The 15,283-nt window shown below is 57.8% G+C and carries 17 protein-coding genes; 11 read left to right on the forward strand and 6 right to left on the reverse strand.

The features are described from left to right. Positions 1 to 22: 22 nt before the first annotated feature. The 5 genes from urtB to zinT are packed head-to-tail and all read left to right on the forward strand — an operon-like array spanning position 23 to position 4,869. Positions 23 to 1,597: an urea ABC transporter permease subunit UrtB gene (gene urtB / locus N037_RS20150; protein WP_032642988.1), complete on the forward strand. Its 1,575-nt coding sequence runs from the start codon at positions 23 to 25 to the stop codon at positions 1,595 to 1,597. Beyond that, a complete protein-coding gene (urtC, locus tag N037_RS20155; RefSeq protein WP_032642989.1) occupies positions 1,597 to 2,670 on the forward strand; it encodes an urea ABC transporter permease subunit UrtC in 1,074 nt (357 codons plus the stop codon). Before urtB ends, urtC begins: the two co-directional genes overlap by 1 nt. Next, positions 2,670 to 3,467, forward strand: coding sequence for an urea ABC transporter ATP-binding protein UrtD (gene urtD / locus N037_RS20160; RefSeq protein ID WP_032642991.1), 798 nt, complete (start codon positions 2,670 to 2,672; stop codon positions 3,465 to 3,467). The genes urtC and urtD overlap by 1 nt, the downstream gene beginning before the upstream one ends. 9 nt (positions 3,468 to 3,476) lie before the next feature. Further along, positions 3,477 to 4,175: an urea ABC transporter ATP-binding subunit UrtE gene (gene urtE / locus N037_RS20165; protein ID WP_032642993.1), complete on the forward strand. Its 699-nt coding sequence runs from the start codon at positions 3,477 to 3,479 to the stop codon at positions 4,173 to 4,175. Positions 4,176 to 4,227: 52 nt separating this feature from the next. After that, positions 4,228 to 4,869 (forward strand): metal-binding protein ZinT, encoded by a 642-nt coding sequence (gene zinT, locus N037_RS20170; protein ID WP_032643373.1) that lies wholly within the window; start codon positions 4,228 to 4,230, stop codon positions 4,867 to 4,869. Between the two features lie 45 nt (positions 4,870 to 4,914). Here the strand turns inward: zinT and ydeE are convergent, their stop codons facing one another. Then, the gene (gene ydeE, locus N037_RS20175) at positions 4,915 to 6,132 is read right to left on the reverse strand and encodes an efflux MFS transporter YdeE (RefSeq protein ID WP_032642995.1); all 1,218 of its coding nucleotides are present in this window, start codon (positions 6,130 to 6,132) and stop codon (positions 4,915 to 4,917) included. Positions 6,133 to 6,325: 193 nt separating this feature from the next. On the opposite strand from ydeE, the gene eamA reads away from it, so the two are divergent. Next, positions 6,326 to 7,228, forward strand: coding sequence for an O-acetylserine/cysteine exporter (gene eamA / locus N037_RS20180; RefSeq protein WP_023335697.1), 903 nt, complete (start codon positions 6,326 to 6,328; stop codon positions 7,226 to 7,228). Between the two features lie 32 nt (positions 7,229 to 7,260). Here the strand turns inward: eamA and marB are convergent, their stop codons facing one another. Genes marB through marR form a run of 3 tightly spaced genes read right to left on the reverse strand, consistent with a single transcriptional unit; the run spans position 7,261 to position 8,348 of the window. Continuing rightward, a complete protein-coding gene (gene marB, locus N037_RS20185) occupies positions 7,261 to 7,479 on the reverse strand; it encodes a multiple antibiotic resistance protein MarB (RefSeq protein ID WP_023335698.1) in 219 nt (72 codons plus the stop codon). 33 nt (positions 7,480 to 7,512) lie between these two features. Then, positions 7,513 to 7,893: an MDR efflux pump AcrAB transcriptional activator MarA gene (marA, locus tag N037_RS20190; RefSeq protein ID WP_008502237.1), complete on the reverse strand. Its 381-nt coding sequence runs from the start codon at positions 7,891 to 7,893 to the stop codon at positions 7,513 to 7,515. Positions 7,894 to 7,913: 20 nt separating this feature from the next. Next, positions 7,914 to 8,348, reverse strand: coding sequence for a multiple antibiotic resistance transcriptional regulator MarR (gene marR / locus N037_RS20195; RefSeq protein WP_008502236.1), 435 nt, complete (start codon positions 8,346 to 8,348; stop codon positions 7,914 to 7,916). A 255-nt stretch (positions 8,349 to 8,603) separates the two neighbouring features. On the opposite strand from marR, the gene N037_RS20200 reads away from it, so the two are divergent. After that, positions 8,604 to 9,269 carry a MarC family NAAT transporter gene (locus N037_RS20200; RefSeq protein ID WP_023335699.1) on the forward strand — a complete coding sequence of 222 codons (666 nt, stop codon included), beginning with the start codon at positions 8,604 to 8,606 and terminating at the stop codon, positions 9,267 to 9,269. Between the two features lie 84 nt (positions 9,270 to 9,353). On the opposite strand, the gene N037_RS20205 is transcribed toward N037_RS20200, so the two are convergent. Continuing rightward, positions 9,354 to 10,550, reverse strand: a complete 1,197-nt coding sequence (locus N037_RS20205) for a sugar transporter (protein WP_032642997.1) — start codon at positions 10,548 to 10,550, stop codon at positions 9,354 to 9,356. Between the two features lie 177 nt (positions 10,551 to 10,727). Between N037_RS20205 and N037_RS20210 the strand changes: the two genes are divergently transcribed. The 3 genes from N037_RS20210 to N037_RS20220 all read left to right on the forward strand — a co-directional run bounded on the left by N037_RS20210 (position 10,728) and on the right by N037_RS20220 (position 12,902). Beyond that, positions 10,728 to 11,516, forward strand: a complete 789-nt coding sequence (locus N037_RS20210; RefSeq protein ID WP_032642999.1) for a PhzF family phenazine biosynthesis protein — start codon at positions 10,728 to 10,730, stop codon at positions 11,514 to 11,516. 27 nt (positions 11,517 to 11,543) lie between these two features. After that, entirely contained in the window at positions 11,544 to 12,335 is a 792-nt protein-coding gene (locus N037_RS20215) for a PhzF family phenazine biosynthesis protein (RefSeq protein ID WP_032643001.1), read from the forward strand. An 84-nt stretch (positions 12,336 to 12,419) separates the two neighbouring features. Continuing rightward, positions 12,420 to 12,902, forward strand: coding sequence for a GNAT family N-acetyltransferase (locus N037_RS20220; RefSeq protein ID WP_032643003.1), 483 nt, complete (start codon positions 12,420 to 12,422; stop codon positions 12,900 to 12,902). Here N037_RS20220 and ptrR read toward each other — a convergent pair. Continuing rightward, positions 12,856 to 13,734, reverse strand: a complete 879-nt coding sequence (gene ptrR / locus N037_RS20225; protein WP_023335713.1) for a putrescine utilization regulator PtrR — start codon at positions 13,732 to 13,734, stop codon at positions 12,856 to 12,858. The two genes, N037_RS20220 and ptrR, sit on opposite strands and share 47 nt — an antisense overlap. Before the next feature lie 98 nt (positions 13,735 to 13,832). On the opposite strand from ptrR, the gene sad reads away from it, so the two are divergent. Further along, positions 13,833 to 15,221 (forward strand): succinate-semialdehyde dehydrogenase, encoded by a 1,389-nt coding sequence (sad, locus tag N037_RS20230; protein ID WP_032643005.1) that lies wholly within the window; start codon positions 13,833 to 13,835, stop codon positions 15,219 to 15,221. The last annotated feature ends 62 nt before the right edge of the window (positions 15,222 to 15,283 follow it).

A 15,283-nucleotide genomic window follows, 5' to 3' on the forward strand; every position in this document is an offset into this window, starting at 1 on the left:
CATCACCGCAGGGAGAAACGTCATGAACGCCATGCGCATGTTCATCGCTCTTGTATGGCTTTCCGGACTGCTGCCAGGGATGGCGCAGGCATCGGATGCCGATCGTTTTGTTGCCGCCAGCCGCAGCCAGCAGGCGGAATTGCTGACGCAGTGGGCCGCTGCCCCGGACGCGGTAAGGCTGCCGCTGCTCCAGGCACTGCAAAAGGAAAACCTGTATACCGACAGCCAAAAGCACGCCTTTGCGCAGCGCAATGGTCAAATGGTCTCGCTCGGTGACGCTCAGGCGGCCGAAGGGCCAGCCAAAGCCGTTCGTCTGACCAACCGGCTGCGCGTGCTGGCCGCCACGGCCATCGCTACGCATCAGCTCGTCAGTGACAGTGTCACAGAAAGGCGGTCAGCGGCACGTCAGCTTCAGCGGGATGCCCAGCCCGGGATGCTCGCTTTCCTGGAAAAGCGGCTAAACGATGAAACGGACGCGGTGGCACGTCAGGCGCTGCTGCTGGCGGTGGCTAATCTCCAGCTAGCCAGCCCGCAGGCAGAGGTACGCCGCAAGGCTGTCGAATTATTAGGGCAGTCCGACGATCCGGACGTGGAGTCCAGACTTACTCCGTTTACCTCGGCACAGGCAGAGCCGGATGCCGGGGTGCGCGCGGCCGCGCAGGAGAGTCTTAGCCAGGTCCAGCATCGACTCATGTGGGGCGATCTGCTGGGCCAGGCGTTTATGGGGCTGTCGCTGGGGTCGGTGCTGCTGCTGGCGGCGCTGGGGCTTGCCATCACCTACGGCCTGCTGGGCGTCATTAATATGGCGCACGGCGAGATGCTGATGCTGGGCGCGTATGCCACGTGGATGGTGCAGCAGGCGATGGCCGGGCTTGCGCCCCAGTGGCTGGCGCTCTATCCCGTTATCGCGCTGCCGGTCGCGTTCTGCCTGACGGCGGGCATCGGGATGGTGCTGGAGCGCACCGTGATTCGCCATTTGTACGGTCGTCCGCTGGAAACGCTGCTGGCGACGTGGGGGATCAGTCTGATGCTTATCCAGCTGGTGCGCATGACGTTTGGCGCCCAGAACCTGGAGGTCGCCAACCCCGCATGGCTGTCCGGCGGGGTGCAGGTTTTTGCCAACCTGACGCTGCCGTGGAACCGCATCGTGGTGCTGGGCTTCGTGCTGCTGGTGCTGTTCTTTACCTGGCTCATTCTGAATAAAACCCGTCTGGGGCTTAACGTGCGCGCGGTAACGCAGAACCGCAGCATGGCCGCCTGCTGCGGGGTACCGACAGGTCGCGTCGATATGCTGGCGTTTGGGCTTGGTTCAGGGATTGCGGGGTTAGGCGGCGTGGCGCTATCGCAGCTCGGTAACGTCGGGCCGGAGCTGGGCCAGGGGTACATTATTGATTCCTTCCTCGTGGTCGTTCTCGGTGGCGTAGGGCAGCTGGCAGGCAGCGTGGCCGCGGCGTTTGGTCTGGGCATCTTCAATAAAATTCTTGAACCGCAGATGGGTGCGGTGCTGGGCAAGATCGTGATTCTGGTGGCGATCGTGCTGTTTATTCAGAAACGCCCTCAGGGGCTGTTTGCGCTGAAAGGGAGGGTGATTGACTGATGAGCCAGCCGCTGACCTTAACGCTGGCGCGCAAAGCGCCGCGCACAACGCAACTTGCAGGCAGCCTGCTGGTGGTGTGTCTGCTGATATTACCGTTTTTCGCCTTACTGCCCGCGACGCATCCGCTGGCGCTGTCGACCTGGATGCTGACGCTGATTGGCAAGATTCTCTGCTATGCCATCGTTGCGGTGGCGCTGGATCTGGTGTGGGGCTACGCCGGGATGCTCTCTCTTGGGCACGGCATCTTCTTCGCCCTGGGCGGCTACGCGATGGGCATGTACCTGATGCGTCAGGCCTCGGGTGACGGTCTGCCCGCGTTTATGTCGTTTCTTTCCTGGAGTGAACTGCCGTGGTTCTGGTGGGGAACCCAGCATTTTGCCTGGGCGCTGGTGCTGATTGTGATGGTGCCGGGCCTGCTGGCTCTGGTGTTTGGCTGGTTTGCCTTCCGCTCCAGGATCAAAGGGGTCTATTTCTCGATTATGACCCAGGCGCTGACCTATGCCGGAATGCTGCTGTTCTTTCGCAACGAAACCGGTTTTGGCGGCAATAACGGCTTTACCGGCTTCACCACGCTGCTCGGGTTTTCGGTGACGGAAACAACCACCCGTATCGCACTGTTTCTGGCGACCGTGCTGTTGCTGATTCTGGCGTTAGGCACCGGATTTGCGCTGGCGAAGAGCAAGTTTGGCCGCATCCTGACCGCCGTTCGCGACGCCGAAAACCGCCTGACGTTTTGCGGCTACGATCCGCGCGGGTTCAAGCTGCTGGTATGGACGCTTTCTGCCGTGCTGTGCGGCCTGGCGGGGGCGCTGTACGTCCCGCAGGTGGGCATTATCAACCCCGGTGAAATGTCACCAACCAACTCAATAGAAGCGGCCATCTGGGTTGCGCTGGGCGGGCGCGGCACGCTGATCGGTCCGGTGATTGGCGCGGCGCTGGTGAACGGTGCAAAGAGCTTCTTCACCGTCGCGATGCCGGAATACTGGCAGCTGTTTCTGGGGCTGATTTTTATCGCCGTCACGCTGTTTTTACCGCGCGGCGTCTATGGTCTGTTTCGAAAGGGAGATAAATAATGCAGCCAGCCGAAGGGTTATTTACCCGCCAGTTGCCCGGCGATCGTTACCGTGAACAGACCGACCCGGTGCTTCAGCTTGAGGCCATTAACGTCAATTTTGATGGGTTTCAGGCCCTGACCGATCTCTCGCTGAATATCGGCGTGGGTGAGCTGCGCTGCGTGATTGGCCCTAACGGAGCCGGTAAAACCACGCTAATGGACGTTATCACCGGCAAAACGCGGCCAAAGAGCGGCAGAGCGATTTACGATCAGTCCATCGACCTGACCGCGCTGGAGCCTGCGGCCATTGCCCGCCAGGGGATCGGGCGTAAATTCCAGAAACCCACCGTTTTTGAAGCGCTGACGGTGTGGGAAAACCTGGAGATCGCCATGAAAACCGATAAATCCGTCTGGGCGAGCCTGCGGGCAACGCTCAACGGTGAACAGCGCGACCGCATTGATGAGATGCTGGTTTTGCTGCTCCTTAGCGGTGAGCGCGACCGCCGCGCGGGGCTGCTTTCGCACGGGCAAAAACAGTTTCTGGAAATCGGTATGCTTCTGGTACAGGACCCGCACCTGCTGCTGCTGGATGAACCGGCCGCCGGGATGACAGACGCGGAAACGGAATACACCGCCGAGCTGTTCAAAACGCTGGCGGGTAAGCACTCCCTGATGGTGGTGGAGCACGATATGGGTTTTGTTGAGACTATCGCCGACCACGTCACGGTGCTGCATCAGGGACGCGTGCTGGCGGAAGGTTCGCTTCGCGAGGTGCAGGCCAACGAGCAGGTGATTGAGGTCTATCTGGGACGTTAAGGAGGGGTGATGCTACAGGTCAATGAACTGAATCAGTACTACGGCGGCAGCCATATCCTGCGCGGCGTGAGCTTTGAGGCCGTCACCGGAGAGGTCACCTGTCTGCTGGGGCGCAACGGTGTCGGGAAAACCACGCTGCTGAAGTGTCTGATGGGGCTGATCCCGGCGAAGACCGGGGAGATTGTCTGGCAGGGTAAAACGATCACCCACAGCAGGCCGCACCAGCGGGTGCAGTCTGGCGTGGCGTACGTTCCGCAGGGCCGTGAGATTTTCCCGCGCCTGACCGTGGAGGAGAACCTTCTGCTGGGGATGTCGCGATTTTCCTCCCGCGAGGCGAAGCAGGTGCCGGAAGAGATCTGGCAGCTGTTTCCGGTGCTTAAAGAGATGAAGCACCGTCGCGGGGGCGACCTCTCCGGCGGGCAGCAACAGCAGCTGGCGATTGGTCGCGCGCTGGCGAGCCGCCCGCAGCTGCTGATTCTGGATGAGCCAACCGAAGGCATACAGCCGTCGGTGATTAAAGAGATTGGCCAGGTGATCCGCACCCTGGCGGGCCGGGGGGATATGGCGATCCTGCTGGTTGAGCAGTTTTACGACTTTGCCGCCGAGCTGGCCGACAGCTACCTGCTGATGTCGCGCGGCACCATCATTCAGCGCGGGCGGGGTGAAAACATGGAGCAGGAGGGCGTTCGCGGGCTGGTTGCGATTTGAAATGTTATAATATAACATCCGCATTCTTATCAAACGGAATGAGGGTGTTATGTTGACTGCACATATTGGAAAATTTGCCATGACTCTGGGGGCGCTGCTGGTCAGCGGCCAGCTGTTTGCTCACTCGCACGGTCATCAGATGACCGAAGCGGAACAGAAAGCGGCGAGCGGCGTGTTTGAGGATAAGGACGTGAAGGACAGAGCGCTGTCTGACTGGGACGGGACCTGGCAGTCGGTTTATCCGTTCCTGTTGGATGGTTCGCTGGATCCGGTGTTTAAACAGAAAGCGCAGAAAGACAAAAGCAAAACCTTTGCCGAGGTGAAAGCATACTACCGCAAGGGATATGCGACGGACGTGGATGCCATCGGCATCGAAAATAACGTGATGGAATTTCATAAGGGCGAAGCGGTCAGCCACTGTCATTATGATTACAGCGGCTACAAAATTCTGACCTACGCGTCGGGTAAAAAAGGCGTTCGCTACCTGTTCGAGTGTAAGGACGCCAGCAGCAAGGCACCGAAGTTTGTGCAGTTCAGCGACCACACCATCGCGCCGAAGGCCTCTTCGCACTTCCATATTTTCATGGGCAACACCTCCCACGAGGCGCTGCTGAAAGAGATGGATAACTGGCCGACCTATTATCCGAATGAGATGTATAAAGAGCAGGTGGTGGAGGAGATGTTGCACCACTAGGCCTTTGCTTTTGCCGGGTGGGGCTACGCCTTACCCGGCCTACGATTAGGGTTTTGTAGGTCGGGTAAGCGCAGCGCCACCCGACACGGTATCTTCATTCTTCACGCTCATGCCGCGCAAAATCATCAGCCACGCAATGACGATGGCGACCATCATGATGACAAACAACGACCAGTGCGGCAGGTTGGTCAGGATAATACCGGTGATCATCGGGTTTGCCGCCGCGCCGAGCCAGCCCAGCGCCTGGGCTGAGAAATAGCTCGCCTTCATCCCCGGCGGGGCGATGTTGTCGATCAGCATGTATTCACCCGGCGCATAGATAATTTCGCCCAGGGTAAAGATAGCGGCAGCGATGCCCCAGTAAACGAGGTTTTCTCCGGAGAGCATAAAGCCCCCCAGCCCCACGATAAAAAACAGGGTGGCGAGGGTCATCAGCGGGCGAATATTGCTGGCAGAGATCTTACGACCCAGCGCATATTGCAGCGTCACCACCACGGCGGCGTTGACGGGCAATACCACGGCGACCACCTTTTCGGCGAAATTACTGTCTGCATGCGCGGCCAGAACGTATTGGGAAATACAGGTCGCGAACGATCCGCCGACGTATGACGCGAGCAGGCCAGAGAGGGTATACCAGAACAGCGCGCGGTCTTTCAGCAATACCGACGGCTGCCAGGGCATCTTCTCCTCGGCGGTATCCAGCGCCACGCTTTTCTGCACAAAGAAATGGATAAATCCAAGCGGCAGGGCGGCGCAGAAGGCTGCCAGCCAGAACGGCAGCTGCAGGCTGTACATTACCAGCAGGGTGCCAATCGGCGGCCCGATCGTCCAGCCAATGTTCAGGAAGCTGTAGTTCAGCGAGAAGACGCGCGCTTTCTGGCTCGTGGTGAGCACGTCGGAGAACCATGCCTTCAGCACCGTCGAAAAGACGGAATAGGCGCAGTTGATCAGCGCAAAGAACAGCACCACCAGCGTGACGTTATCCACCAGCGGGATCGCGACAAACCCGGCGATAAAGGCCACGATCGCGATCAGCATGTAGCGTTTTTTATCAAACTTATCGGCAAGAATGCCAAAGCCCAGGCTGAACACCACGCCGATAGTCAGCGCAATCGTCAGGGCATAACCAATATTCTCGACGCTCATGCTATAGACGCGCGTGAGATAAATGGTCATAAACGGCAGCGTTGCCCCTCGACCAATGGTTAATAACAATGACGATGCCAGCAGCGCTGCGGTTGAGCGCCTGAGAGATGGTTTCATATTCCTGCCCGACAATTGCTTATGCTTTTTATGTTGTGTCCTAAAAGGATTATCACGACATAAGGGGCTTGTATAGCGCCTAATTTATCCGTAAGTGCTTCGCCTGACTGCCAGAATTAATGATCTTCTCGCGGCCTGCTTTTTTCTGTTACCTTGCAGTGTTAACAAATAATTAATAATTCAGGGGCAGGGTATGACGCGTAAAGACGGGCTGCTGGCGTTGCTGGTGGTCGTAGTATGGGGACTCAATTTTGTGGTCATCAAGCTGGGGCTGCACAACATGCCTCCGCTGATGCTGGCCGGTCTGCGTTTTATGCTGGTTGCGTTCCCGGCCATCTTCTTTGTCGCCCGTCCAAAGATCCCGTTAAAGCTGCTGCTGGGCTACGGTCTGACCATTAGCTTTGGCCAGTTCGCGTTTCTCTTCTGCGCGATTAAGTTCGGTATGCCGGCCGGTCTTGCCTCGCTGGTCTTACAGGCGCAGGCGTTCTTTACCATTATTCTCGGCGCGTTTGTGTTTGGCGAGCGCCTGCAGGGCAAACAGCTGGCGGGCATTACGCTCGCGGTGTTCGGCGTGCTGGTGCTCATTGAGGCCAGCCTGAATGGCCAGCATGTGGCGTTGCTCGGCTTTATGCTGACGCTGGCGGCGGGGCTGAGCTGGGCCTGCGGGAATATCTTTAACAAGCTGATCATGCAGCACGAGGCGCGCCCGGCAGTGATGTCCCTGGTGGTGTGGAGCGCCCTGATCCCCGTCATACCGTTTATGGTCGCGGCGTGGATTCTGGATGGCCCGGCCGTCATGCTCAATAGTCTGGTCGAGATCGACCTGACTACAATCCTCTCTCTGGTCTATCTGGCCTTTGTCGCCACCATTGTGGGCTACGGGATCTGGGGATCGCTGCTGGGTCGCTATGAAACCTGGCGCGTCGCGCCGTTATCCCTGCTGGTGCCGGTGGTGGGGCTTGCCAGTGCGGCACTCTTACTGGATGAAACGCTGAGCGCGCTGCAGCTGTTTGGCGCCGTGCTGATCATGGCCGGGCTGTATATTAATGTCTTTGGCCTGCGCGTGCGTCGGGCGACGCGGGTAAGAAAGGCATAAAAAAAGCCCCGCGTCTGCGGGGCAAAAACGAATCAGAGGCCGTGCTGATTATAATAAGGCACGCCTAATTCGTCGGATTTGTCGCTACCAGCACCCATATGGTTGAAATCATAAGGCGACTGGTCATGTGCTGACGGCAAAATCATCGTATCAGGATTATTTTGCTGCGTTGCACGAGGGGTTTGCTCCGCGAAGGTCTGGCTGGAGAACAGTACCAGCAAGGCGAGGGCGGCGGAGGCGATAACTTTCATGATTTCCTCGGTTACGTCTGTTACAGGCGATGATTAACTACAGTGTTTTAACGGATACAGGTATCGGGATTCGCCCGGCACGCTGGTGATTCGGTACTTATGAGGCGGCACGTCAAAATAGTTCTTGAACGTACGCGTCAGGGTTTGTTGCGATTCAAATCCGTAACGCTCCGCCAGGTAAAGGATCGGCTCATTGCTTTCTTTCAGTTTCTGGGCAATTTCCGTCAGCTTGCGGCTGCGAATGTATTGACCTAATGAATGACCGGTCTCTTTTTTGAACATCCGTTGCAGGTGCCATTTGGAGTAACCTGAACGCTCTGACACTTTTTCAAGGGAGAGCGGCGATTCCAGGTTGTCCTCGATCCAGTCCAAAATGCTATGAATGGTGATAGCGTCAGTATTGCGTCTGGACATCGTCATACCTCTTTTTCTGTTTACGGCAGTATTTTCTTCAGCAAGAGCTCAAGGGTTGCCACTTCATCTGCCGTTAAGTTTTTTGTTAGTTCCTGATGCAGTGTTTGTCCTACTAATTGATGACATTGCTCGCACATGGCCGCGCCATCGCTGGTCAGCTTTACCAGTACGCCGCGTTTGTCATTTGGGTTAGGGCTTCGTTCTATCCATCCTTTGCAGACGAGACGATCGAGCATGCGGGTTAACGCACCCAGATCGACAGAGAGCACCTTTTTAAGCTCAACCGGTGTAATACACACTTCGCAGCGAATGGAACACAGCACTTTGAACTGTGTTGCGGTGATATCCAGCGGTGACAGATAGTCGTTGAGCAGGCGATCTTTTTTCTGATTTACCATATGAATAAGACGACCCAGCGGAACAACGTCGTTAAAGATATCACTGGTGCTTTTCACAATGGTTGCCCTGGCAAGTAGTTAGTCACGGCAGATATTATTGCTCAGGCAAGTATAAGTCAACTGAATGAGTCGGCCGATGCCACGAATTGCTAAAACGTTTCATGAACTTTTTTTGAGGTCTTTCAAATCAGATAGATAACTGCGAGTTATGATTTCAGAGGGAGAAGAATCGTCGCGCTGCACCCATAGCTGAATGTCATACTTTCCCCCTATAATTGCTGAGTTAAATATGGATAAGGACAACAACGCACTATGTTGGATTTAATTAAAGCAATCAGCCTTGGGCTGGTGGTCTTGCTGCCGTTGGCTAACCCGTTAACGACGGTGGCGCTTTTCCTCGGCCTGGCAGGGAATATGAACAGCGCCGAGCGCAACCATCAGTCGATGATGGCCTCGGTGTATGTGTTTGCCATCATGATGGTGGCCTACTATGCCGGACAGGTGGTGATGAATACCTTCGGGATTTCCATCCCCGGCCTGCGTATCGCCGGGGGGCTGATTGTGGCCTTTATCGGTTTCCGTATGCTGTTCCCGGCGCAAAAAGCGCATGAGTCACCGGAAGCGACCAGCAAATCGGAAGAGCTGGAAACCGAACCGAGTGCGAATATCGCCTTTGTACCGATTGCCATGCCGAGCACGGCGGGGCCGGGTACCATCGCGATGATCATCAGCTCCGCGTCGACGGTGCGCGACAGCGCAACCTTCCCGGACTGGGTGCTGACGGTTGCGCCGCCGCTGATTTTTGCAATTATCGGGGTTATCGTTTGGGCGTCGCTGCGCAGTTCTGGCGCCATTATGCGCTGGGTAGGCAAGGGCGGTATCGAGGCGATTTCCCGTCTGATGGGCTTCTTACTGGTCTGTATGGGCGTGCAGTTTATTATTAACGGCGTGCTGGAAATTATTAAGACCTATCATTGATGTCTTGCCCGGCGGCGCTTCGCTTGCACGGGCCTACGGGTTTTGTAGGCCGGGTAAGGCGAAGCCGCCACCCGGCAAGAAGGCTCACCCGTGCTGCCCCTGTTCCTCCAGCGCCACCGGCCACTTACGGAAGATGAGCACCGACCAGACCAGCGCTACCAGGGCCGGAATGGCGCCCAGATAGCCAATCGCCGACATTGATACGTGCAGTATTACCTGATTTCCCACCAGCGCGCCCGCGCCAATCCCCAGATTGAAAATCCCTGAGAACAGCGACATGGCGACGTCCGTTGCATCCGGCGCCAGGGCCAGGACTTTCACCTGCATGCCCAGACCAATAATCATGATCGCCACGCCCCAGAACAGGCTGAGGATCGCCAGATGGTCTTCACTGCCTGCGGCAGGCATCAGCAGCAGCAGGCAGGCCAGCAGCAGACCAATAGCGCTGCTCACCAGCGTCGAAGCATGCCGGTTACCCAGCTTACCGAACAGCACGCTGCCAATAATGCCTGCTCCGCCGAGGATCAACAGTAAGACGGTGGCAAAGTTGGCGCTAAAGCCCGCCACCACCTGCACAAACGGTTCAATGTAGCTATACGCCGTGTAATGGGCCGTCACCACAATAGCGGTCAGCAGGTAGATACTCAGCAGCGCCGGGCGACGCATCAGCAGCGGCAGGCTTTTCAGCGAGCCGGAATGTTCGCTCGGCAGCGCGGGCAGCAGTTTAATCAGGCACACCAGCGTTACCAGCGCGCCCATACCAATGGCGAAGAACGTCGTACGCCAGCCGAAGTATTGCCCCACGATGCGGCCAATCGGCAGTCCCAGCACCATCGCCAGTGCAGTACCGGTGGCAATCAGGCTCAGCGCCTGCGCGCGTTTCCCTGCCGGAGCGAGTCGAATAGCCAGAGACGCGGTGATCGACCAGAACACCGCATGGGCAAAGGCAATGCCGATGCGGCTGATGACCAGCACCGTAAAATTCCACGCCATAAACGACAGCACGTGGCTCGCAATGAACAAGACAAACAGACCGATCAGCAGCCTGCGCCGCTCCATCTGGCTGGTCAGCAGCATAAACGGCAAGGACATCAGCGCCACTACCCAGGCGTAGATGGTCAACATAATGCCCACCTGAGCCGTTTCCATCTGGAAACTTTCAGCGATGTCAGACAACAGCCCAACCGGAACAAATTCTGTGGTGTTAAAAATAAACGCGGCAATGGCCAGCGTGACCACGCGTAGCCACGCAACCCTGCGGGAAACTGTGTTCGTTGTCATAGGGATGTCGGAGATTCGTTGCTGAAAAGAAGAGGAGACGATCTTAAAACGTTGAACGGCGAAAACTCAACCATTATGTGACGCAGATCTCAATATTTACCTTATGAAAGCGGTAGCCGTAAACGCCATTTTCATTGAATATAAAAGAACAACACAATAAAAACAGGCGGTAAGACAATGCAGGAGATTGATTTTTATCTGGTAGATGCGTTCAGCGATACCTCATTTGGCGGCAATCCGGCCGCCGTTTGCCCGCTGAAAGCGTGGTTGCCCGATGAGACCTTACTGCAAATGGCGCAGCAGCATAATCAGTCGGAAACGGCTTTTTTCGTCTGCAGTAAAGGGGGCATTGAGCTACGCTGGTTTACCACGCTTACCGAAGTCAATCTCTGCGGCCACGCTACGCTTGCGGCCGCGCACGTGCTGTTTACCGAACTGGATTACCCGGATTCGCGGATCCACTTTGAAACCGCGTCTGGCCGCCTGACGGTCAGCCGGGAGGGAGAGTGGATGACCCTGGACTTCCCGGCATGTCCAACCCATGAAGAGACGCCTCCGCCGGAGATGCTTTCGGCGCTGGGTATCAGCCGCTACGCTGATGCCCGGAAAGGGCGCGCCTGGCTGATCGTTCTGGAAAATCGCCAGCAGGTTGAAGCGCTTGCGCCGCGCTTCTCGGCGATGACGCCGGGCGAGCATAAGGTGAGCGTTACGGCGCGCGGTGAGGGGGAATATGATTTTGTCAGCCGCTTTTTCTCCCCTGGCGTATCCGTCCCGGAAGACCCGGTCACCGGCTCCGCGCACACGATGCTGATCCCGTACTGGAGCGAAAAACTGGGCAAAACAACGCTGTTCGCCCGTCAGGTTTCAGCCCGGGGTGGTGATGTACGCTGTGAGCTGAAAGGTTCGCGCGTGCTGATGGGCGGGCAGGCCACGCTTTATCTGAAAGGCACAGTTTTTCTGCGCTAAATAGCCATAACAAGAGAGGAAGAGACAATGCAGGAAATTGATTTTTATCTGGTGGATGCCTTCAGCGATAAAACCTTTGGCGGCAACGCCGCAGCGGTATGTCCTCTGGAAGAGTGGCTGCCGGACGAGACGCTGCTCAAAATGGCGCAGCAGCATAACCAGTCTGAGACCGCCTTTTTCGTGCGCACCGACGGTGGGTTTGAGCTGCGCTGGTTTACCACGCTGGATGAAATTAACCTGTGCGGCCACGCCACGCTTGCCGCATCACACGTCATTTTCGAATACCTTGATTATCCGCATACCGAAATCACCTTCACCACCCGCTTCGTGGGTGAACTGACGGTTAAACGCAGCGGCGACTGGCTGACGCTGAACTTCCCCGCGTGGTCGACGGAGGTTGTGGAGAATCCTCCCGAGGTGCTATTTAGCGCGCTCGGCATCACGGCGGCAAAAGAGGTGCGCGTCGGACGCGATTACATGGTGGTGCTGGAGAGCCAGCAGCAGGTTGAAGCGTTAACGCCGGATATTGGGGCCATGCTTCCGCTGGATAAAATGGTCTGCGTGACCGCGCCGGGAGAAGAATATGACTTCGTCAGCCGCTTCTTCTGTCCGGGCGAAGGGGTGCCGGAAGATCCGGTCACCGGATCTGCCCACAGCATGCTGATCCCGTACTGGAGCGAAAAGCTGGGCAAAACGTCACTCAATGCCCGGCAGGGGGCAGAACGTGGCGGGGATCTGCGCTGCGAGCTGAAGGGCGACCGCGTGCTGATTGGCGGCCAGGCGACCCTGTATCTGAAAGGGCGTATCTTTTTGCGCTAGCTGAGTGACGCGCTATAAGTTAATACTATGAACCCCCCTGGCAGGCCTGCGCTATGTTGATATAAAAACAGCAAGGAGCCTGCCATGTATTCCATTACCTCTGAATCTGCACGTCATCCGGACATTCTCAACCTGATCGCGGCGCTTGACCGCTATCAGAGCGAACTCTATCCCGCCGAAAGCAATCATCTGCTCGACCTGTCCGCGCTGCCGGAAACCTCGCTGATCCTGATGGTCATTCGCGACCAGCAGCTCCAGGCCGTGGGCTGTGGGGCCATCGTGCTCAACGGCGACGGAACGGGGGAGATGAAGCGGGTCTATATCGACCCGGCCCATCGGGGGCAGCATCTCGGCGAGACGCTGCTGGCCGCCCTGGAAGATGAAGCCCTGAGCCGCCATTGTCATACCGTAAGGCTTGAGACGGGCATCAAACAGCGCGCCGCGGTTCGTCTGTATGAGCAGTGCGGGTACGATTTGCGTCCGGCATTTGCCCCGTACGCTGAGGACCCGCTCAGCCTGTTTATGGAGAAGGCGCTGGTTGAAGACGTTCGTTTAGCAGCGCTATAAAGGCTTCCAGCTGGCGGGTCATCGCCCCGCGCCGCCACACCAGCCAGGTCGTGAGCCAGCGCCAGTTTTCCGCCAGCGGCCAGGCTTCAACCTGATGATGGCCCGGCATACTCTCCAGCATCGAGCGCGGCATCAGCGCGATGCCCGCGCCCGCAATGACGCAGGCGAGCATGCCGTGGTAGGACTCCATCTCATGAATTCGGCCGGGCGTGGCTCTGTCCGCATGAAACCAGCTTTCCAGGTGTCGGCGATACGAGCAGTTCGCGCGAAAGGCGTAAACGTCGCTGCCGCTGACCTGCGTGGCGCGCGTCACCTCCGCATGCCCGGCAGGCGTGACCAGCATCATCTCTTCCCGGTAGACCGGCATGCCCTCCAGCTCCGGGTGCGACAATGGCCCGTCGACAAAGGCGGCGCTGAGGGTTCCCTCCAGTACGCCATCAATCATCGTTCCGGATGGCCCGGTAGAAAGGGCAAACTGGATGCGCGGATAGCGCTGGTTAAACTGCGCCAGCGTTTCAGGAATGCGCACCGCAGCGGTGCTTTCCAGCGCGCCGAGGGCAAATAACCCCTGCGGCTCATCGCCCGCCACGACCATACGCGCCTCATCCACCAGAGCGAGGATCTGCCTGCTGTAGCGCAGGAAGTTATGCCCGGCGGGGGATAAGCGCAAACGCTGGTTCTCACGAATAAACAGCTCGACGCCAAGATCGGCTTCCAGCTGGCGGATGCGGGTGGTCAGATTGGACGGCACGCGATGCACCTTCTGCGCCGCCTGGGTAATGCTGCCCGTCAGCGCGACGGCGTTAAACATTTCAAGCTGGGTTAAGTCCATAGCATTCTCGTTTCGTGAATAAGGTGGTTAGTATTATTCATTTTTAAGAAATAGCATAGTGAGCCACAATGAATCAACCGAAATGCGTGGAGAAAAACATGACTTATTCATCTGCTACACATGCCCTCTCTGTTAACCCGGCAACGGGAGAAACCCTCGCTGCGTATCTCTGGGCGACGCCGGAAGAGGTTGAACGCGCGATTGCTCACTCTGACGCGGGGTATCGCCAGTGGCGACGCGAAAGCGTGTCCCATCGGGCGCAGAAGCTGCGGGATCTCGGTGCCGCGCTGCGAAACCGCGCGGAAGAGATGGCGCAGATAATCTCCCGTGAAATGGGGAAACCCATCCTGCAGGCGCGGGCGGAAGTGGCAAAATCCGCCGGTCTGTGCGACTGGTATGCCGGGCACGGCCCGGCGATGCTGCGTGCGGAGCCTACGCTGGTGGAAAACCACAACGCGTTCATTGAATACCGTCCGCTCGGGCCGATTCTCGCGGTGATGCCATGGAACTTCCCGCTCTGGCAGGTGCTGCGCGGCGCGGTGCCGATCCTGCTGGCAGGTAACAGCTATCTGCTTAAGCATGCGCCAAACGTGCTCGGCTCTGCGGATCTTATTGGGCAGATATTTGCGGATGCCGGTTTCCCTGAAGGCGTATTCGGCTGGGTGAACGCCACCAATGACGGCGTAAGCCAGGCTATTAACGATCGCCGTATTGCGGCCGTGACCGTCACCGGCAGCGTTCGTGCCGGTGCGGCCATCGGCGCGCAGGCGGGAGCCGCGCTGAAAAAATGCGTGCTTGAGCTGGGTGGCTCCGACCCGTTTATCGTCCTCAACGATGCCGACCTGGATCTTGCCGTAAAGGCGGCGGTAGCGGGGCGCTACCAGAATACCGGGCAGGTTTGCGCGGCGGCGAAACGTTTTATCGTCGAGAAGGGTATCGCAGAGACCTTTACGCAACGTTTTGTCGAGGCCGTTTCTGCGCTGAATATGGGTGCACCGGATCGGGAAGAGAACTTTATTGGCCCGATGGCGCGCTATGACCTGCGCGATGAACTGCATCAGCAGGTGCAGGCCACGCTGGCCGAAGGGGCAACGCTGCTGCTGGGCGGAGAGAAGATCGGCGGAGAGGGGAATTACTACGCGCCAACCGTGCTGTCGAACGTCACCCCGTCGATGACGGCGTTCCGCCAGGAACTGTTTGGTCCGGTCGCGGCCATAACGGTCGCGAAAGACGCGGATCACGCCCTGACGCTCGCTAACGACAGCGACTTTGGCCTGTCCGCCACCGTCTTCACCGCTGACGCGGCGCTTGCGGATACATTCTCCCGCGAGCTGGAGTGCGGCGGCGTGTTTATCAACGGCTTTAGCGCCAGCGACGCGCGCGTGGCCTTCGGCGGCGTGAAGAAAAGCGGCTTTGGCCGCGAGCTTTCCCACTTTGGGCTGCACGAGTTCTGCAACGTGCAGACGGTGTGGAAGGATCGCGTGTAATTTTTTCGGCCCTCATCACGAGGGCCGTTGTCATTTCTCTGCAATGGTTCTGTCATTTTCAT

The organism is Enterobacter sp. EGD-HP1 (genome assembly GCF_000733275.2).
Classification (GTDB): domain Bacteria; phylum Pseudomonadota; class Gammaproteobacteria; order Enterobacterales; family Enterobacteriaceae; genus Enterobacter.